The sequence below is a fragment of the Streptomyces sp. NPDC058701 genome (assembly GCF_042715295.1).
Classification (GTDB): Bacteria; Actinomycetota; Actinomycetes; order Streptomycetales; family Streptomycetaceae; genus Streptomyces.
The window spans coordinates 1-18,454 of sequence record NZ_JBHXSY010000058.1; the positions used below are offsets into that span (position 1 = coordinate 1).

22 protein-coding genes are annotated in these 18,454 nt (G+C 72.6%); 11 read left to right on the forward strand and 11 right to left on the reverse strand.

Going from position 1 to position 18,454, the window contains the following annotated elements; genetic code table 11:
• Nucleotides 1–418 (reverse strand): site-specific integrase (locus ACFWW8_RS34405; RefSeq protein WP_386535689.1); only part of this gene is annotated, 418 nt, incomplete at its 3' end.
• 352 nt (nt 419–770) lie between these two features.
• Here ACFWW8_RS34405 and ACFWW8_RS34410 point away from each other — a divergent pair.
• From ACFWW8_RS34410 to ACFWW8_RS34420, 3 genes are all read left to right on the forward strand, one after another.
• Nucleotides 771–953 carry a hypothetical protein gene (locus tag ACFWW8_RS34410; RefSeq protein WP_386535692.1) on the forward strand — a complete coding sequence of 61 codons (183 nt, stop codon included), beginning with the start codon at nt 771–773 and terminating at the stop codon, nt 951–953.
• A 94-nt stretch (nt 954–1,047) separates the two neighbouring features.
• Nucleotides 1,048–1,173, forward strand: a complete 126-nt coding sequence (locus ACFWW8_RS34415; RefSeq protein WP_386535695.1) for a hypothetical protein — start codon at nt 1,048–1,050, stop codon at nt 1,171–1,173.
• Nucleotides 1,170–1,436 carry a hypothetical protein gene (locus tag ACFWW8_RS34420; RefSeq protein ID WP_386535698.1) on the forward strand — a complete coding sequence of 89 codons (267 nt, stop codon included), beginning with the start codon at nt 1,170–1,172 and terminating at the stop codon, nt 1,434–1,436. Before ACFWW8_RS34415 ends, ACFWW8_RS34420 begins: the two co-directional genes overlap by 4 nt.
• Before the next feature lie 76 nt (nt 1,437–1,512).
• Here ACFWW8_RS34420 and ACFWW8_RS34425 read toward each other — a convergent pair whose 3' ends face one another.
• From ACFWW8_RS34425 to ACFWW8_RS34455, 7 genes are all read right to left on the reverse strand, one after another.
• Nucleotides 1,513–1,767: a hypothetical protein gene (locus tag ACFWW8_RS34425; protein WP_386535700.1), complete on the reverse strand. Its 255-nt coding sequence runs from the start codon at nt 1,765–1,767 to the stop codon at nt 1,513–1,515.
• Between the two features lie 231 nt (nt 1,768–1,998).
• Nucleotides 1,999–2,697 carry a hypothetical protein gene (locus tag ACFWW8_RS34430; RefSeq protein WP_386535703.1) on the reverse strand — a complete coding sequence of 233 codons (699 nt, stop codon included), beginning with the start codon at nt 2,695–2,697 and terminating at the stop codon, nt 1,999–2,001.
• Between the two features lie 412 nt (nt 2,698–3,109).
• Nucleotides 3,110–3,271 (reverse strand): carbohydrate-binding protein, encoded by a 162-nt coding sequence (locus ACFWW8_RS34435; RefSeq protein WP_383924871.1) that lies wholly within the window; start codon nt 3,269–3,271, stop codon nt 3,110–3,112.
• Nucleotides 3,272–3,365: 94 nt separating this feature from the next.
• Nucleotides 3,366–4,304, reverse strand: coding sequence for a DMT family transporter (locus ACFWW8_RS34440; RefSeq protein WP_386535706.1), 939 nt, complete (start codon nt 4,302–4,304; stop codon nt 3,366–3,368).
• Nucleotides 4,305–4,426: 122 nt separating this feature from the next.
• Nucleotides 4,427–5,452, reverse strand: coding sequence for a thioesterase II family protein (locus ACFWW8_RS34445; protein ID WP_386535709.1), 1,026 nt, complete (start codon nt 5,450–5,452; stop codon nt 4,427–4,429).
• Nucleotides 5,449–6,804, reverse strand: a complete 1,356-nt coding sequence (locus ACFWW8_RS34450; protein ID WP_386535712.1) for an AMP-binding protein — start codon at nt 6,802–6,804, stop codon at nt 5,449–5,451. Before ACFWW8_RS34450 ends, ACFWW8_RS34445 begins: the two co-directional genes overlap by 4 nt.
• Before the next feature lie 219 nt (nt 6,805–7,023).
• Entirely contained in the window at nt 7,024–7,299 is a 276-nt protein-coding gene (locus tag ACFWW8_RS34455) for a hypothetical protein (protein WP_386535714.1), read from the reverse strand.
• A 205-nt stretch (nt 7,300–7,504) separates the two neighbouring features.
• Between ACFWW8_RS34455 and ACFWW8_RS34460 the strand changes: the two genes are divergently transcribed.
• Both ACFWW8_RS34460 and ACFWW8_RS34465 read left to right on the forward strand, forming a co-directional pair.
• The gene (locus ACFWW8_RS34460; RefSeq protein WP_386535717.1) at nt 7,505–8,005 is read left to right on the forward strand and encodes a GNAT family N-acetyltransferase; all 501 of its coding nucleotides are present in this window, start codon (nt 7,505–7,507) and stop codon (nt 8,003–8,005) included.
• 168 nt (nt 8,006–8,173) lie between these two features.
• Nucleotides 8,174–8,917, forward strand: a complete 744-nt coding sequence (locus tag ACFWW8_RS34465; protein WP_386535720.1) for a class I SAM-dependent methyltransferase — start codon at nt 8,174–8,176, stop codon at nt 8,915–8,917.
• Between the two features lie 64 nt (nt 8,918–8,981).
• On the opposite strand, the gene ACFWW8_RS34470 is transcribed toward ACFWW8_RS34465, so the two are convergent.
• Complete coding sequence (locus ACFWW8_RS34470) at nt 8,982–9,347, reverse strand: hypothetical protein (protein ID WP_386535723.1); 366 nt, start codon at nt 9,345–9,347, stop codon at nt 8,982–8,984.
• A gap of 435 nt (nt 9,348–9,782) precedes the next feature.
• On the opposite strand from ACFWW8_RS34470, the gene ACFWW8_RS34475 reads away from it, so the two are divergent.
• Together ACFWW8_RS34475 and ACFWW8_RS34480 are read left to right on the forward strand one after the other, a co-directional pair.
• Complete coding sequence (locus ACFWW8_RS34475; RefSeq protein ID WP_386535726.1) at nt 9,783–10,832, forward strand: glycoside hydrolase family 26 protein; 1,050 nt, start codon at nt 9,783–9,785, stop codon at nt 10,830–10,832.
• Between the two features lie 76 nt (nt 10,833–10,908).
• Nucleotides 10,909–11,265 carry a VOC family protein gene (locus ACFWW8_RS34480; RefSeq protein WP_386535729.1) on the forward strand — a complete coding sequence of 119 codons (357 nt, stop codon included), beginning with the start codon at nt 10,909–10,911 and terminating at the stop codon, nt 11,263–11,265.
• Nucleotides 11,266–11,276: 11 nt separating this feature from the next.
• Here the strand turns inward: ACFWW8_RS34480 and ACFWW8_RS34485 are convergent, their stop codons facing one another.
• Nucleotides 11,277–11,984 (reverse strand): PepSY domain-containing protein, encoded by a 708-nt coding sequence (locus tag ACFWW8_RS34485; protein WP_386535732.1) that lies wholly within the window; start codon nt 11,982–11,984, stop codon nt 11,277–11,279.
• A 128-nt stretch (nt 11,985–12,112) separates the two neighbouring features.
• Nucleotides 12,113–12,442, reverse strand: coding sequence for an STAS domain-containing protein (locus ACFWW8_RS34490; RefSeq protein ID WP_386535734.1), 330 nt, complete (start codon nt 12,440–12,442; stop codon nt 12,113–12,115).
• Nucleotides 12,443–12,763: 321 nt separating this feature from the next.
• Between ACFWW8_RS34490 and ACFWW8_RS34495 the strand changes: the two genes are divergently transcribed.
• From ACFWW8_RS34495 to ACFWW8_RS34510, 4 genes are all read left to right on the forward strand, one after another.
• Entirely contained in the window at nt 12,764–14,875 is a 2,112-nt protein-coding gene (locus ACFWW8_RS34495) for a SpoIIE family protein phosphatase (RefSeq protein ID WP_386535736.1), read from the forward strand.
• A gap of 174 nt (nt 14,876–15,049) precedes the next feature.
• A complete protein-coding gene (locus ACFWW8_RS34500; protein WP_386535739.1) occupies nt 15,050–15,478 on the forward strand; it encodes an ATP-binding protein in 429 nt (142 codons plus the stop codon).
• Between the two features lie 48 nt (nt 15,479–15,526).
• The gene (locus ACFWW8_RS34505) at nt 15,527–16,426 is read left to right on the forward strand and encodes an NAD-dependent protein deacetylase (RefSeq protein ID WP_386535742.1); all 900 of its coding nucleotides are present in this window, start codon (nt 15,527–15,529) and stop codon (nt 16,424–16,426) included.
• 754 nt (nt 16,427–17,180) lie between these two features.
• Nucleotides 17,181–18,449 carry a YhgE/Pip domain-containing protein gene (locus tag ACFWW8_RS34510; RefSeq protein WP_386535744.1) on the forward strand — a complete coding sequence of 423 codons (1,269 nt, stop codon included), beginning with the start codon at nt 17,181–17,183 and terminating at the stop codon, nt 18,447–18,449.
• Nucleotides 18,450–18,454 lie beyond the last annotated feature (5 nt).

An 18,454-nucleotide genomic window follows, 5' to 3' on the forward strand; every position in this document is an offset into this window, starting at 1 on the left:
ACAACCCAGGCGCACCCAGAAACAGGACACCAACCCCCCACACAATCCGCCGGGACTCGGTCCACTCCTGCTCGGTGGCGTCCCGGTACTCCTCCGAGGGTCGGACCTGGCGCCTCTGGTGGAGGTGGGCCTGGTAGTGGCGGATCACGTCCTCGTCGAAGACGGCGACATAACCGCGAGTGGTCTGGATGCTGAGGTGACCGAGCAGTGCGGCGCCGATGTGGATGGGCAGGCCGCTGTTGACCAGCTCGGTGGCGAAGATCCTCCGGAAGTCGTGCGGGGTGAACTTCAGCCCGCGGAAGCCAGGGTGGGTCTCGGCCAGGTCCTCACAGCGTCGGCTGATCATCTTCTGGATGGTGCCGGGGTTGAAGATCTTCGATCCGATCGCTCCGTACTGGCGCTGGAAGAGGAACGGCATCGGCGCACTCCAGACCTTGTCGTGCGGGTTGTAGCGGCTGACCAGCGAATCGGCCTTTTTCGCCGGCCGTGGCGCCGGATGATCGAGGCGATGATGTGGAACAGCTCGGCCGACATCGGGATGACGCGCTCGCAGTCGGTCTTGGACGGTTCGATGATGAGCAGGGCAGTGACCTCGCCGTTCGCGCGCTGATACTGGCGGATGCTGAGGTGGGTCAGCTCGCACAGCTCCTTGATGCGGACTCCGGAATGCCGCACCCCACACCCCGGTCAGGCCTATGGGAATGCCTAGGTGTTCGCGGGGTATAGGCGTGAAACGCCGATGGGGCGTACGGGTGTTGGAGGTGGCTGTGATGTCCGGTCTGAAGGTTCTGGAGTGCTTTCCCGCTGGTGGCCCGCGGGGAAGTTGGCCGGCTGAGGAGTTTGCGGCTCAGCATCGCGCGCGGGGTGTGGTAGCGAGCGTGGTGATGGACCTTGAACGGGACGCGTTCCTCGTGGTGGTGCCGGAAGCCGAGGCTTCCCCCGCCGGGGTCTGATGCTCCGCTCCGCCTCACCCTGGTTCCGCAGGTCGCGGCAACTTTCGGGGAGTGACCTCGCTCGCGCATCCCTCCAGCCAGCGACCCTTGAGGGATGAGCAAGCACGACTGGGAAGCATGGACCACGGCCGAGGAAGCCCTCATGGTCAATTCCTATGAGAGCGACATCCTGCCCGGCGTCTGGGGCGATCTCGATGAATCGACCAGTCCCGACCGGTGAACGAACGCGCCACGTTCCTGCTCACCCTCATCCACCGCGAGTGGATCGAGGTCCGTCGGCTCGCACCATGGACCTCTCCCACCGGGCAACGCGGCTGCCAGCCCCGCGAGCTGGTGCCGCGAGATCAGCTTGCGGTGATGCTCCATGACCCGGCCGCCTGGGCATACCCCGAAGACGGGGACTGGATCGGGTACGTGACCTTGGCCGAGACCAAAGCGGGAAAGGCGATCACTCGTCTCCTTCCCGGCGAGACGTCCGAGTAGGCCCTTGCGGGAAAATTGCATCATCAGGGGATCGCCCCTGGGCGGCGGCGCCACGCACATTGCCGCTGTCCCGTCGTCAGTGGATGACGCTGAAGCTCCGCCACGGCAGGCTGTTCGGGGCCGTCACGTTCGACAGGGTCGTGGCCGTGTAGATCCCTTGGCCTCCCGCAACTTCACGGCAGTCCGCGGTCCGGTAGAGCACGACGTCCACCAGCGTGTTGTTGACCACGTGCGTCGCCCCGCCCGGAACCCCGATCTGGTGACACCCCTTGACCAGGGTGTTCGAGTACGACACCTCGACCCGCTCGTCCTCACCACGAAAGCTCAGCATGCCGACCGTGCTCCGCCCCAAACCCGAGCACCCCGAGACCAGTGACACCGCCACCACGACCCCCGACACCACACCCGCACATCGACGTAGCACCGTCACAGTGACCCCATCCATCCAGAACCATCCAGACCGACAACCCACACCCGGATCCTCCCCCACCCCCCGCCACCCGGCACCCCGGACGCCGCCAAGCGGACGAATCCCCACGTCACGCGGCATACGGCTCGTACGTCAGGGGCGGCGGGCGGGCTGAGGCGCGGGTGACGACGTCCACGACCTTCTCGGCCAGCACCTCCGGCGTGGTCCCCCCGCAGGGGGACGCCACTGCCCGCCGTAGTTGGCATGCCATATCGTCGTGCCTTCGCCCTGGGATACGACGCCCTGGGGCTGGACGTTGTCGCCCTGCCGCCATCCGGTCGGCGGAGAAGCGGGCTGACCGTCCGGAGTGAACGGGGAGACGTTCCGGTAGAAGCGGCCGGCGTCCAGCCCGCACCCCGTGCCCTGGAAGCCGAAATCGCCCGACCCGGGCGCGCTCGCCGCGTCCTGCGCCATGCCGAAGCCCGCCCCGTAGAGCCCTCCGCCGGTGCACGGCGCACCAGGGATCCGGGCGTTGCCCAGCGCGTCGAACGTGATGTTGCCCGGGCCGTCCGGTGAGCGGCCGTAGGAGACGTAGCACAGCACCAGGTGGTCGTTCGGCGCGGTGGCGAGGGCCTTGGCGATCTTGCCGGTGCCGATGTCGGCCGGGCTGTGGGAGACCGTAGCCGCGTTCCGCTCCCCCGGGTAGGCCGGACGCTGTGCGCGCTCGGTGAACAGCGCCAGCGCGTAGCCGGCCGCGATGGTGGTGCGCTCGTCGACCACGACGTCGTTGGTACGGAACCGCTGGTGCTGCTCCGCCGTACCGAGCGGGCGGAGCGTCCCGAGCACGGGCACCGGGCGGAGCGGGAGGGCCCGGTGCGCACCCGTCCGTTGCGCACCCGAACGGTGTGCCCCGGGCCCGGGCCGCCCCGAGTCCACCGTCAGGTACAGCACGACGTCGGGTCGGCGGGGCGCCGGTACGTGACGCGGAACCGTCCCGTTCCACCGGCTGCAGGCACCGCCGAGTCGGCGCGGGGCGGAGCCCATCCCGTTGCCGCCGGGTTGCCGCCTGGTAGAGCGTGCTCTCTGCCGACGGGACGGGCGAGCGCGAAGGTGAGGGTGCGGCGACGTAACAGCAGTCAGCTCCCGAGCAGGGACGGGGCGTCTCGTCTCGTCTGCCGTGTAAGCCGGTCAGGCCATGGGCGCCGTCAGGCCGTCCCGAGGTCTGGCCCGGCGTAGGGAGCGTGGCGGCCTCGGCGCGGCTGGTTCAGCCGGTGTACTTCCGCCACAGTTTGACGGTCGTCTTCGGGTTGCTCGCGGAGTTGGACTTGTGCGGCGCCAGGCAGCGGTACTGCTGGCCGAGGTGGACGACGCGGTCGTTCTCCGCGTACTGCCGGTTGACTTTCCAGTCCGAGAATCCTGCGGCCATGTGGAGACACCTTTCGCCGGGTCGGCTCGCTGCCGTCCCCCTCGAATCTTCGCATCATCTGAGCGGCCCCCCGGCCAAGGCCTGGCGGCAGCAGTCAGGTGGTGGTGGATGCCTTCCCGGGATCGGCCGGGGCGGGAGGGTCAGGTGGGGCGGGGCGGCGGCGGGAGACCGCGACTCCGGCCAGGCAGATCGCGCCACCGAGCAGGGTCAGCCAGCCGGGAACCTCGGCCAGGGCGATCCAGGCGATGAGGACGACGACGGCGGGCACGGCGTAGGTGGTAGCGCCCATCTTCCCGGCGGTGGTGCGCGAGAGGGCGTAGGTCCAGGTGGTGAAGGCCAGGGCAGTGGGAAAGAGGCCCAGGTAGACCATGTTGAGCGTGGCCGACAGCGGAGCCTCGGGCAGCTCGGCCAGGAGCTGGCCGGCGAAGGGCAGGGTGACCACGGTGCCGACGAAGCAGCCGTAGGTGGTGACCTGGATGGGGCTCGCGTACCTCAGTGCCGGCTTCTGGGAGACGACGCCGGCGCCGTACGTGAGGGCCGCCGCCAAGCAGAGCAGGACGCCGACGACGGAGGACGCGCCGCCCTGCGAAGTCGACACGCCCACGACGACCGCGCCGACGAAGGAGACGGCCATCCCCATGAGCAGCATGCGCGGGAAGCCCTCCTTGAGGAGCCAGCCGCCGAGCAGGGCGATCACGATCGGGCCGATGTTGACGATCATGGCGGCGGTGCCGGCATCGACTTCCTGTTCGCCCCAGTTCAGCGCCACCATGTAGAGGCCGAACCAGAGGACCCCCGAGGCGAGGATGCCGGGCCACGCCTGCCGCGGCGGGAAGGGCACCCGCTTGACGGCGAGGACGAGCGCGAGGGCGAGCGAGGCCGTCAGCAGGCGTCCCAAGGCGAGGGCACCCGGGGCGTAGTGGGCCGCGGCGGCACGGATGGAGACGAACGCGGAAGCCCACAGCACGACGGTGATGCCGGCTGCGAGCAGGGCGCGGTGATCGGTTCTGGGGTCGCCAGCCGTTTGATCCATGCGGGTCAACGTACCCACACACCGACGGGTTGCCCACGCCGTTCGGGCCCCGGTGGGCGCAGAGCCGGCAACCGGAACCCGGCGGCCGGCGGCGGCAGTGTCGCCGCCGCGCGGCCCGCCGACTACCGGGTCCCCGCACCCCCGGCCCGAGCGGCGGAGGACGCCCCGGCAGCGGAGGAGGCCCCGTCGACGGAGACAGAGACAGAGGCGGGGCTCGCGGCCGAAGCCCCGAAGGACGCCAGGTCCTCGCGGACGGCCCGGACGACCGCGTCCTGGCGCTCGGCGAGGTAGAAGTGTCCGCCGGGGAATCCGCGGAACGTGAACGCCCCTGCCGCCAGCTCGCGCCACGCCATCGCCTCGGGCACGGTCACCCGCGGGTCCTGTTCGCCGCACAGCACGCTCACCGGAACCCGCAGGGCCGGCCCCGGTGCGCAGCGGTACTCCCTGACCGCACGGTAGTCCGCCCGCAGGGCCGGCAGGATCAGCTCCGCGAACCCCTCGTGGGCCAGGAGCCGGGGGTCGGTGCCCGCGAGCGAGCCGAGGTGCGCGAGGAGGCCGTCGTCGTCCTGCGGAAGGTCGTCATCGGCAGGCTGCAGGAGCGGGGACCGCCTCCCGGAGACGATCAGTCCGCGCAGAGGTCCGGGAGCGGCGGCACCGGCATCCGGACCCACATCCGGAGCGGAACCGGAGCCCACATACGAGTCGGAGCCCAAACCCGAGCCGGGACCCAAACCCGAACCGGCACCAGCACCGGCACCGGCACCGGAGCCAGAACCCGACTCGGCCTCCAGCCGGCGGGCCAGCTCGAACGCCACCAGCGCGCCCATGCTGTGCCCGAAGAGCACCAGTGGGCCGTCCAGCCAGGGCCGCAGAGCCTGGTGCACGCCGTCCACCATGGCAGCGATACTGCCCGGAGCCGGCTCGGCGAAACGGTCCTGCCGGCCGGGGTACTGGACCGTCAGGACCTCGGCGTACGCGGACAGCGCCTGCGAGAAGGCGTAGTAGTACGAGGCGTTGCCGCCCGCGTGCGGCAGCAGTACCAGCCTGGGCGCGGGCCCCGGCGGTGCGGGGTGGAACCGGCGGAGCCACGGGTCGGGCCCCGGGCCCGGGCGGCCGGCGCCCTCGCCGGTGGTGTGCGCGGTGGTCATGTCCGCTCCTCGAACTCGTCCGTCAGCAGCCGCTTCTTCTGCGGCTTGCCCATGGCGTTGCGCGGCACGGCCGTGATGAACCGGACCTCGCGCGGCCGCTTGTGTACCGACAGGTGCGCCGCGACGAAGTCGGTGAGCTCGGCGCCCGTGACCCCCTCGGCGACGACGAAGGCCACGATCCGCTGGCCCAGGTCGGGGTCCGGGGCGCCGACCACGGCCGCCTCGCTCACCCGGGGGTGGTCCAGCAGTGCGTTCTCCACCTCGCCCGCCCCGATCCGGTACCCCCCGGACTTGATCATGTCGACGGAGGCCCGGCCCACGATCCGGTGGACCCCGTCCACCTCGTCTACGGCCGCGATGTCACCCGTACGGAACCAGCCGTCCTCGGTGTAGGCGGCGGCGGTCGCTTCGGGACGGCCCAGGTAGCCCGAGAACAGGGTGGGGCCCGTCAGCTGGAGCTCCCCGATCTCCGCTCCCGGCTCGGCCGCGATACGGGTGCGGATGCCGGGGAGCGGCGTGCCGACCGTGCCCGGCCGTACGCCGCCCCCGGCGCGGCCGCTGATGGTGATCAGCGTCTCGGTCATCCCGTACCGCTCGACCGGCCGGTGCCCGGTGAGGGCTTCCAGGCTGCGGAACACGGGGGCGGGGAGGGCCGCGCTGCCCGACACCAGCAGGCGCGCCCCGGTCAGTGCGGCCGCCGCGTGCGGCTCGGCCGCGATGCGCGACCACACGGTGGGAACCCCGAAGTACAGGCTGCCGCCCGCCTGCGCGTACGCGTCGGGAGTGGGACGGCCCGTGTGCACGAGGCGACTGCCGGTACGCAGGGCGCCGAGCACGCCCAGGACCAGCCCGTGGACGTGGAACAGCGGAAGGCCGTGCACGAGGGTGTCCTCGGCGCTCCACTGCCAGGCGTCGGCCAGCGCGTCGAGGTCCGCGGCGATGGCCTCGCCGCTCAGCACCACGCCCTTGGGCGGGCCGGTCGTCCCCGAGGTGTAGAGGATCAGCGCGGGCGCCCCGGACACGGGTACGGAGGTCTCCGCCGGGCCCCCGGCACGGCGGCCGAAATCCGCTTCGACGATGACCGCGCCCGAGTCCCGGAGGATGTGTTCGCGCTCGGCCGGTCCGGAATCGGGCGCCAGCGGTACGCAGGGCACCCCCGCCAACAGGGAGCCCACGACGGCGGCGACGGTCTCCAGCGACGGGGTAGCGCTCACCGCGACGGCCCGGGCCCCGGCCACGTCGGCTGCCACCCCTTGGGCGGCGCCCAGCAGTTCCTCGTACGAGGCCGAGCGGCCCGCGATCGTGACGGCGTCCGCGCGATCCCCGTGGACACCGGTGAGGGCGGTCAGCATGGCGGCAACTCCCCTGGCGAGACAGCGAAAGGTCTGCTGTCACAGCCTACGGGGACGGCACGGCCGCCCCGGACACACACCGGCCCGCCACACCCGCGCGCGGTGGGCTCAGCGGCTCGCCATCCGGTGACTGAATCAGCGCCGCCAACGGGTCCGTCATCCGGTGACCGGCTCGGCTCAGCGGGTCCGTCATCCGGTGACCGGCTCGGCTCAGCCGGATCAGTGACTGACGCGCCATCCCGGGCGCGTGCCGGCGGTCCATGAGGTGGCCGCCTTGCGGCGGGCCGCCGCGGGCGCCCAGCGGGCGGCCTCGCGCTCCGCACCCTCTTCCCGGGCCTCCTCCGTCGCCTCGGCGATCCGCGCCGCCATGGCCGCCGACAGGGCCACCGCGATCGCGGCCACCTCCTCGGGCTCGGGCGAGCCGCTGGTGATCCGCCACCGCGCCGCGGCCGGGGAGGCCGGGGTGTCGCCGGTGTGCTGTTCGCCGCGCGCCATGTCACCCTCCGTCCCGCGGTCGCCGTTCTCCTCATTGTGCTCCCGTTCCGTGGCACGGGCACTGCGGGGCGGCGTACCCGGAGACCCGCCGAACGGGACGCTCCGCGTACCCCGCAGGCGCCCGGTCGGACCCGGGAACGCCGGCGGCCACCCGGCGGGGCGGCCTCTCAGCACTGCCGCTCGGGGCCGTAGTTACCCTGTGGTCATGTCTGAACCCCCGCCCTCGAACGCACTTCGCCTCGTACCCGTCACCACGCAGAACGTCGACGCCGTGCTGGGGGTGCACGTACGTCCCGATCAAGGGCACTTGGTGTCCCCAGTCATGAAGTCCCTGGCGGAGGCCTACGCCCACGGCGAGGTCGCCTGGCCGCGGGCCGTGGTCGACGGCGGCGTGGTGGTCGGCTTCGTCATGGCGTTCCTCGACATCGTCTGGAACCCGGCCGAGGACCCCGCCGACCTGCGCTCGGGCATCTGGCGGCTGAACATCGACGCCCGTCACCAGGGCAAGGGCTACGGCCGCTTCGCGGTCGGCGCCGCCGTCGAGGAGATCCGCCGCCGCGGCGCCGACCGGGCGTACGTCTGCTGGGACACGGGTGTGCACTCTCCCGAGCCGTTCTACCTCGGACTCGGGTTCACTCCCACCGGCGAGGTCAGCGGCGGTCAGCGGGTGGGCGTGCTCGCCCTGGACGGATCACCCGAGCACTGAGGCGTTCGGGGCCGCCGTGCTCGATGCCGGGAGGCAGCGCGGATCTTTGTGGCTTCTGCCAGTGCGAGGCGCGGCCGGGCCCCGTAGAGACTGCCGGAGAGAAGCCGCGGGCCGGCTCCGGGAACGGGGCCGTGCCCGGGTACGTGTCTGAACGGGGAGGACATCACCATGAGCGCGCACGAGCAGTACGACGAGATAGGCGAGGCCTACGAGGGCTTCAAGGCCCTGCCGTTGGAGCAGTACGCGGTGGTTCCCAGCTTCCTGGCCATGGTGGGGGACGTGCGCAGCGCTTCGGTGCTGGATCTGGCGTCCGGTACCGGCTTCTACAGCAGGGAGTTCCGGCGGCGCGGCGCCGCGGAGGTACTCGGCATCGACATCTCCGGTGAAATGGTCTCCGTCGCACGGCAGTTGGAGCGGCAGAATCCACTGGGCGTCCGCTACGAGGTCGGCGACGCCTCCGAACTCCGTTCCTTCGAGCGGCCCTTCGACGTGGGTCTGGCGGTTCAGCTGCTCAACTACGCGCCGGACCTCGCCGCCACGGAGCGGATGTGTCGCAACGTGCACCGGAGCCTGAAGCCCGGCGCGCCGCTCTTCCTGCTCAACCAGTCGCCCGACTTCCGCTTCGACGGGCCGCCGCCGGACCGGTACGGCTTCCGGACCGAGCTCACCGGTGAGGAGGGCGAGACGGGTCCCCGGGTGCGGACCACGGCGCTGCTCGACCCGCCCGTCTCGTTCGTCGCCAACCGTCCGCGCCGGGAGGTCTACGAGAAGTCCCTGCAGGCTGCCGGTTTCAGCGAGCTGACGTGGGTCCCGCTGACGGTGTCGGAGGCCGGCCTGCGCGAGTTCGGTGAGGACTTCTGGGCGGACTTCCACGCCAACCCCCCGCTGGAGATGCTGCGCTGCCGCGCCTGACCCCCGTCCGGACGGCGCGCCCGACCGGCCCCCGGGAACGCCCGCCGCGGGCCGCGCGGCGGGCTCAGGCGGCCTGCGAGGTCACGTGGTCGATGACCGTTTGAAATTCCTCGGTTGGCGAGAAGTCCACGTACTCCACGTCCTCGATCGCCTCCGGGGCGTGGCCCGGTGCCCAGTAGAAGGCTTCGCCGGCCGAGTAGTCCCGCGCACCGTCCTTGGTGTGCATCCTGAGCGTGCCCTTGAGCAGGTAGCCCCAGTGCGGGCACGGGCACAGGTCGTCCGGCAGCCCTTTGAGGGCCGGGGCCATCGCCATGCCCCGGGAGAGCTGCATGAATGCGACGGAGAAGCCGCCGCCGATCTCCTTGAGGCGCAACTCGACGCCGTCGCCCGCGAGCGCCACGGGGGTCTGGTCGCGTGTGGTCGCCGTCATGGTTCCTCCACGGCCGTACATTTCACTGTCCCGAGATCCCCGAGCTCCCCCGCCCCGCCGCGACCCGCCCTATCAGTGTCCTCTGACTCTGCCCGACCCGCGCGGCGTAGGCCGGCGCCCCGAGCGGGGCCACTGCGCACTCGGTTCGGGAAAGGCACGATCGTGGAGGTCTCGGTGATCGGCGGGCCCGGTGCCCGTCTGGTCTCAAGGCGCTACGACGTCTGGCTCGGCACCGGCCGGTGGGCGAGCGGCACGGACGTCCGGTCCCCGCCGACGCGGGCGATTGCGGGGCACGCACGTCGCCCGGTCGGGTCAAGCGCATGCGGGAGGGTGCTGCGAACGGCCCACTGCGGGCGCCCCGGACAGGCCACCGGTGGGACGGGATGCCTACCGTCGCTGCCAGACACATCGGCTCGCGAAGCTCGTGGAGGCATCATGTCCCGTCGGAGCCGCCGCCTGGTCGGCGTGTGCGCCAGTACCGTCGCCGCAGGCCTCCTCCTGCTCTGCACCGGCGGTGACCCCGCCCCACCGCCGCGGGGCTCCTCCGGCGCCGCCGCCGGGACCGGGGTCGCGGTCGGCGCCTATCTCCACTACGGCTCGCCCGGAGTCGAGCGGATGCAGGAGTTCTCACGCTGGCTCGGGGGTACCGAGCTGCGCGCCGGGCACACCTACCTCCCCGGCGACACCTGGTCGAACATCGAGGGAGCACCCGACTCCCTGCGCAGCTGGGCGCGGTGGCGCAACGCCCGGGCGGACCGGCTGTTCGTACTCAACGTTCCCATGTTCGAGGGCAACGAGGCCCGTGTCCCCGACGCCCGGGTCGCCGAGCTGATCCGCACCGGTGCGCGCGGCGGGTACGACCACCACTTCAGCCGGCTGGCGACGCGCCTGGTCGGCCTGGGGGTGCCGGACACGGTGATCGTGCTCGGCTGGGAGATGAACGGCTTCGACTACACCCACCGGTGCCGGCCCGACCCCGCGAACTGGAAGACGTACTGGCGGCGCATCGTGACGGCCATGCGGGCGGTGGAGGGACAGAGGTTCCGTTTCGACTTCGCCCCCAACCGGGGCGGCGACGCCATCGCCTGGACGCGGTGCTACCCGGGTGACGACGTGGTCGACGTCATCGGCATGGACACCTACGACCAGCCCCCGGGTCATAGCTTCGACGAGCAGGTCACCCAGCCGTACGGGCTCCAGCAGCAGGTCGACTTCGCGAAGGCCCACGGCAAGCGGATCTCGTACCCCGAGTGGGGGCTGTTCCGGAACGGCGACAACCCCGAGTACGTGCGCCGCATGCTGGCGTGGATCGCCGCGCACCAGCCGCTGTACCACAGCATCACCGACTACTGTCCGCACGGCGTGTGGCAGTGCGGGCAGAACCCGCGCTCTTCGGGCGTGTTCCGGGAACTCCTGTCCCCCACCCCGCCGGGCCGCGACCGGCGGCCGTACCGCGTCGGCCTCGGGCCGGGCGTGGGCAGTTGACGCGGTCCGCTGGGGAAACCGGCCTGTAGGTGCGACCGTTGACGCCGTGCACACTACGACGAGGGGCTAGGACACCATGGCGAACCGCTGGGTGGGGGTGACGGTCGACTGCGTCGACGTGGAGCGGGTGGCGGCCTTCTGGAGCAGGCTGCTGGACCGCCCGGCGGGTCCGTCCCGACCGGGGTGGGTCTATCTCGGTCTCCCGGGCGACCCGCAGCCGCGTCTGGTCTTCCAGCCGGTGGCCGAGCCGCCCACCGGCAAGTTGCGGCTGCACCTGGACGTCGCGGTCGACGACGTCGACGAGGGAATCGCGCAGGTCGTGGCCCTCGGGGGACGGTTCACCGGAGAGCGGCACGACTACGACGCGGGGGTGGTCGTCGTGATGGCCGATCCCGAGGGGCACGAGTTCTGCCTGGTCCGGTACGCCGTGTAGGAGACCCCGGGTCAGTCGCGGTCGACGTGCTGGCGCACGACGGTGCCCTTGGCAGCATCGACGTCGTAGGTGGTCTGGTTCCAGTCCGGGGTGACGATGTCGACGGACCAGACGTCGTCGTCGAGCTCCACGGCCGTGACCGTACCTGCCGTGCGGCCCGTAGCGGTCCGCACGGCCTGCGGGGCGGTGACCGTCGCGGCCTTCAGCTGCTCGGTCACCTCGCTCTTGTCGTCCGCGTCCTGTCCGGGCTCGACGCGCGAACGGGTGACCTTGCCGGTGACCGCGTCCACCTGGACGTCGTGGATGGTCCCGTCCTGCGCGGCAACCGTGACGTCCCACACCGGCGCTCCCGCGGCCGGGGCGGAACCCGACGGGCTGGGGCTGCCTTGGGGGCTGTCCGTGGGGGTGCCCGTGGGGGTGGCCGTGGGGGTGCCGCGGGAGGTGCTCAGCTCGATCTCGACGAGCCGGCCCGTCGGGACTGCGGCGACCGCGGTGTCCGCGGCCTGGTTCCACCCCACCTTGGCGGCGGGTACCAGCGCCTTTCGCTCGCTCTGGTCCTCCGTGAGCGCGGTACCGCCCGTGGGGCTGGCCTGCGACGAGGACGGGGCGGCGGGGGCGGCGGTGCCGGGGGTGGAGCTGCCGCCGCACGCGCCGGCCAGCAGCGTGGTGGAGACGGCGCAGCAGACGGCGAGGGTGCGGAGCCGAAGGAGTGTCTTCATGGCCAACACGTTTGCCCCTCGCGCCGGGAACGGCGCGGGGCCACGCCGCGACCCACCCGTTCGCGATCCTCCGGCGCGGCCGATCAGACCAAAGGGCGCGGACACCTTCTCCTGGGCGCGGACACCATCTACCGGGCGCGGACCGCCGCGACCCCGTCGACGACGGTGAACATGTCACGCACCCCGGTCAGGCTCAGGCGTCGGTCGAGCTGCGGGGGCAGGGGACCGGCCAGGACCAGGCGGCCGGCGCGCAGCATGAGCAGTATCTGGGCGAGCATGGAGGAATCGGCGAAGGTGACCCGGCGGACGTCCAGAACGATCCGGGAGACGCTCGGATCCGCGGCAGCGGCCTCCCCCGCGGCCTTGAGCGGGCCCAGGGCCCCGTACTCGAACTCTCCCGTGCACGCGATGATCCGGACCCCGTCCGTGTCCGGCTCCACCCTCACCTGCTGTCCCATCGGTCCGCTCCTCACCGCCGACACCTGTCGGCTCCTCCGTCGCCCCGGCCGCGACCGGAGCGACAACCGAGGCCGGGTCAGGGGCGGTTGCTCCACATCCGGCACCGGACCTCGGGTGATGCGGGACACCTTCCCCCACGGCCCCGGATCCACCACGGCACGGCCCCGGACATGCGTGCGGGCCGTCACCGGACGCGTGGCCTCCACCAGGCCCGGGGTGTCCCCCACGGGCAGCGCCGGAGGCTGAACGAGCTACTTCACGGCTCCGCGGATGCCCGCCGGGATGCCCGTCGGGCAGGGTGGGCGGCGGAGGTGGTCGCTGTGACGCACGATGATCCGTCCGGACAGGCGCGACCGGGCGTTCCCGGGGACGTGGACCTGGCCGTGCTGGACGCCCTGTTCAGCCAGTCACCGGTGGGCCTGCACGTGCTGGACACGGAGCTGAGGCTGGTACGGGTCAACACCGCCACCCGGTCCATGCACCACGTTCCCGTCGAGCGGTTCCTGGGGCGGCACTTCAGCGACGTGTTCACCGGTCTCGACGCGCCCGGGGAGGTGACGGCGATGATCCGGGACGTACTGGAGACCGGGGTGCCCGTGCGGGAGCGGCCGGTGCGTTCGCGGCTCGACGCCGATCAGGGGCGGGAGCGCACGCGCTCGGTGTCGGTGTTCCGCCTGACCGGCCCGCAGGGCACCGTCCTGGGGGTGGCCGTCGCGGCGGTCGACATCACGGAAGCGGAAGAGGCGCGGGCCCGGTTGCGCGTCCTGGACGCGGTGCGCGAGCGGGTGGGCCGGACCCTCGACGTGATCGGCACGTGCCAGGAACTGGCGGAGGCCCTGGTCCCGGGCTTCGCAGACATCGCCGTGGTGGAGGTGGTGGAGGCGGTGGTGCGCGGCGAGGAACCGCCGACGGGGCCGTTCGCCCGGGACGTCCCGCTGCGCCGGGCGGCGTTCCAGGCCCGCGGCGGCCCGGAGCAGGCACAGGCCCATCCGGTGGGCGACGTACGGAGTCTGCACAATCCCACCCCCTACAGCCAGACCCTGACCGACCTCCGGCCCCGCATCATCCCCCTGGGCGACGACAGCCCGTGGCTGGGGGCCGACCCGAAGCGGGCCGGCGCCATCCGCGCCGCCGGGGCCCACAGCCTGCTCGTCGCCCCGCTGGCCCTGCGGGGCAGGGGCCTGGGACTGGTGAGTCTCTACCGCGTCGCGGGCTCGCCTCCCTTCACCAAGGGCGACCTGCGTCTCGTGCGCGAGGTGAGTGCCCACACCGCCCTGTGCGTCGACAACGCCCGCCGGTACACCCGCGAGCACACCATCGCGGCTACGGTCCAGCGGCACCTGCTGCCGCGCGATCCCGCGGGGCAGAGCACCGTCGCGACGGCCCACCTGCACGTGCCCGGCACCGGCGGGGGCGGCGGCTGGTTCGACGTGATCCCCCTGTCGGGCGCGCGCACCGCCCTGGTCGTGGGCGACGTCGCCGGACAGGGCATCCACGCGGCGACCACGATGGGGCAGCTGCGTACGGTCATCCACGCCTTGGCCGCCCTGGACCTGGAGCCGGACGAGCTCCTCGCCCGGCTCAACGACACGGCAGGTTTCCTGGCGGCGGAGCGGGCCGTCCGGCCCGCCGGTGACCCGGCATACCGGCAGCCGCTGTCCGCGAGCTGTCTCTACGCCGTGTACGACCCCTTCCCGCGCACCTGCACCTTCGCGTCCGCGGGCCATCCGCCGCCGCCGGTGATCGTCCACCCGGGCGGCGCCGCCGAAACCGTGGATCTCGCCGGGGGGCCCTTCCTGGGCAGCGGGGAGGGCTCGCCCTTCGCCACCACGACCGTCGAGCTCGCCGAGGACAGCGTCATCGCCCTGCACACCCCCCGGTTCCGCTCCGCGGCCCGGCCCGGTTCCGAGGACGACCCGGGCTCCCTCCGTGATCTCCTCGCCCGCCCCGGCCGCTCCCTACGAGACCTGTGTGACGACGTCCTGTACGCACTCGGAACCGACGGCGGCGACGATGACGCGGTGCTCCTGCTCGCGCGTACCGCCGCCTTCCCCGCCCGTTCCACGGCCACCTGGCTGCTGGCCGACGACCTCACCGAGGCCGCCACCGCCCGTGGGCACACACGCCGGACGCTGCGGGGCTGGAACGTGGACGACGACACCGCGGCCGCCACGGAGCTGATCGTCAGCGAACTGATCACCAACGCCCTCCGCTACGGGAGCCCTCCCCTGCGCCTGCGCCTGATCAGGGACCGCGCCCTCACCTGCGAGGTCCACGACGCGAGCACCACCAGCCCCCACCTGCGCCACGCCCGCACGGCCGACGAGGGCGGCCGCGGCCTGTTCATCGTCGCCCAGCTCGCCGAGCGCTGGGGCACCCGCTACACCGCCTCCGGCAAAACGGTCTGGACCGAGCAGAGCCTCGGCTCCTGACCCCGGCGGGTGGCCGGACGGCGGCTCCCGGGGCCGGGCGCATCCTCCGTACGGCCGGGTCGTCGGTGGCCTCTCGGCCGTGGTGGCGGCTTCCGCCCGGCACCTACCGTGAAGAGCGCGGGGCAATGACCTCCGCCGCGCCCCGGTCCCGTCCTCACAGCCAGGAGATACGTGGTGTCCCCCCAGATCATCGACATCTCTCTGCCCAGCACCCTGCAAGCCGCGGGCCAGGCCCGTCGCGCCCTGAGCACGTGCGTGAGCGATCGCGACCTCGCCGACGAGGGGTCGCTGCTGCTCTCGGAGGCGGTGGCCAACGCGGTGGAGCACACGGTGAGCGACCGTCTGCGCCTGGTCATCCGGCACGACACGGCCACCGACGCTCTCATGTGCGCCGTACGGGACGCGAGCGCGGAGGTGGCGGCGCCCGCCGGGGGCCCGGGCGCGGGCCCGGCGCGCCCGGCCATGGACAGCGCCGTGTACGAGTCCGGCAGGGGCCTGGGCATCATCGACGCCCTCAGCGCGGCCTGGGGCATCAGCACGGACGGCTTCGGCAAGTGGCTGTGGTTCTGCCTCGACGGTGCAGGTCCCGACCGCGAGGGGTGACCTGCGGCCCGGTCCCGCCTCCGCCGCGCGGTTCCGTACCCTGGCGGCATGCGCATGCGCCCCACCCTGAGCTGGACGCCCACCGGGGACCTCCGGCCCGGCACCACCGATCCGGAGCCGGTCGCCGCCGCGCTGCGGGCCGGCGGCGTGCTGGTGCTCAGCGGGGCCGGCCTTTCCACGGAGTCGGGCATCCCCGACTACCGGGGTGAGGGCGGGAGCCTGCGGCGGCACACGCCGATGACGTACCAGGAGTTCACCGCGGACGCCCGGGCCCGGCGCCGGTACTGGGCGCGCAGCCACCTCGGCTGGCGCACGTTCGGCCGCGCCCGGCCCAACGCCGGGCACCGGGCCGTGGCGGCGTTCGGGCGGCACGGCCTCCTCGCAGGGGTGATCACCCAGAACGTCGACGGACTGCACCAGGCCGCCGGGAGCGAGGGCGTGGTGGAACTCCACGGGAGCCTGAACCGGGTGGTCTGCCTCTCCTGCGGTGCCGTCAGCGACCGCCGTGAACTCGCCCGGCGCCTGGAGGAGGCCAACGCGGGCTTCGCGCCGGTGGCCGCGGGGCTGAACCCGGACGGTGACGCCGACCTCACCGACGGGCAGGTCGGGGACTTCTCGGTGGTGCCGTGCTCGGCGTGCGGCGGCGTCCTCAAGCCGGACGTGGTGTTCTTCGGCGAGGCCGTACCGCCCCGGCGGGTCGAGGCCTGCCGTGCACTGGTCGCCGGGGCGTCCTCGCTGCTCGTCCTGGGCTCGTCGCTGACGGTGATGTCCGGGCTCCGGTTCGTCCGCCAGGCGGCCCGCGAGGGGACGCCCGTACTGATCGTGAACCGGGACCCGACCCGCGGCGACGGGCACGCCGTCACCCGCGTCGCACTCCCCCTGGGTACGACGCTGACCGCCTTGGCCGGCCGGCTGGACGTCCCCGTCGACGACGGGGCGACGCCCTGACCCCCGGTCCGGTCGGCCGGCGTTCCGTCCGTGCGGGAACCGCGGCGAACGACGCGCCGGCGCGGCCGCGCGTCACGCGCTGGTACGGCCGCACGGTTTTCGGTCTGGGGCCGCCCTCGCGCTTCTTACGGGTGACTTCCGGGGCACGGCTGCCCCGCCGCGTGCCGTGCGAGTGCTTGGCTGCCTCCTATGGCCCGCTCCCATACGTTCCTCAGCCCGGCCCGGTTCGCCGGCGGCCTGTCGCTGGTCGTCGCCCCGCTCCTGTTCAGCGCGGTGGGCCCGGCGCAGGCGGACCCGGCGCCACCCCCGTACGCCGGTAGGCCGTGTCTTTCGGATCAGGGCGGATCAGCCCGGGGTGTCCGGTGCCGTGCGTCGCAAGGCCGGGGAGGGAGCCGACGTGGTGTGTCGGCGACCGACGAGAACGCCGCGAGGCGCGGTGCCGGACACCCCGGGCCCGCCATGATCCGAACGACACGGCCCAGCGCCGGCCACGGCCCCTGCGACGTCGTCAGGCCGGCCGCGGGCTTCGTCTGCGTACCGGCGCCCAAACAGTGCTTCACCGCTCCCTGTCCCCAGTACGACATCGTGCCCGCCGTACCCGGCCAGGCCGCAGCGCCGGAGCCCGCCGGCTCCGGTGCGGCTCCGGCCGAGTTCACCGCGCCCGGGGGCACCGCGCCCGCACGGTAGAGGCACCCCGCCCATTCGCCCCCGGCCACCGCGCGATCCCCGCGACGCCGGGAACCCACGGAGACTCATGTCCACGTCCGCCGCCCCCGAAGCCACTGCCACGACGCTGCTGCGCAACCCCCGGCTGTGGATGGTGCCCACGATCCTCACGGGACTGCTGGCCCTGCTCCTGTCCCTGCTCTACATGGGCGGCGTCGTCAACCCCGACGCGGACCTCCGCGAACTGCCCATCGCCGTGGTCAACGAGGACCGCGGCGCTCCGCCGCCCGGGCAGCGGGAGAACCTGGGTGCGCAGATCGCGGCCGCCGTCGCCGCCGACAGTGCGGGCGGCAAGGCCGGCTGGCGCACGCTGACGCGCGCGCAGGCCCAGGACCAGCTCGACTCGGGCAGGATCTACGGCGCGCTGGTGGTTCCGGCCGGGTTCACGGACTCCGTCACCGCACTCACGACGACCCGGGCCACCCGGCGGCCGACGATCACCGTGCTCACCAACCCCGGGAAGGGCAGCCTCGGTTCTTCCCTGGCGAGCCAGATCACCACGCAGGCCGCCCACCGCGCCTCCGGCACCATCGGCCGCCGGCTCACGGCCTCCGCCGGTGCGCAGGCGGACGCCACCGCGCGACTGCTGCTCGCCGATCCGGTCGACGTCGTCACCCGGGTCGGCCATCCGATCGGCGCCCACAGCGGGCTGGGCCTCACCGCGTTCTACTACACGCTGTTGCTCGTGCTGGCCGGATTCATGGGCGGCAACGTCATCAGCAACGCGGTCGACACCGCGCTGGGCTACGCCGACAACGAGATCGGCCCCTGGCACACCCGGCGTCCGACCGTACCGATCAACCGCACGCAGACCCTGCTGCTCAAGATGCTGATGACCGCGGGCGTCACACTCGTCAGCACCTCCCTGGTGCTCCTGTCGTGCGTCGTCGTCCTGGGCATGGACGCCTCCCACGTACCCCTGTTGTGGGTCTACTCCTACTGCGCGGCCCTCGCCGTCGGTCTGGGGGTCCAGGCCATCAACGCCGCGTTCGGCGGACTGGGCCAGCTGGTGTCCATGTTCGTGTTCATCGTGCTGGGCCTCCCCTCGTCGGGCGCCACCATCCCGCTCCAGGCCGTTCCGGGGTTCTACCGCTTCCTGTCCCACTTCGAGCCCATGCGCCAGCTGGGCGACGGGGTCCGCGCGATCCTGTACTTCGACGCGCGGGGCGATGCCGGACTCTCCCGCGCCTGGGTGATGATCGCGATCGGTACCGTCCTCGCCCTGGTCTTCGGGTTCGCCATGACCGCCTACTACGACCGCAAGGGACCCAAGCGCCTCGCGCCGCAGCCGGTCTGACCCCG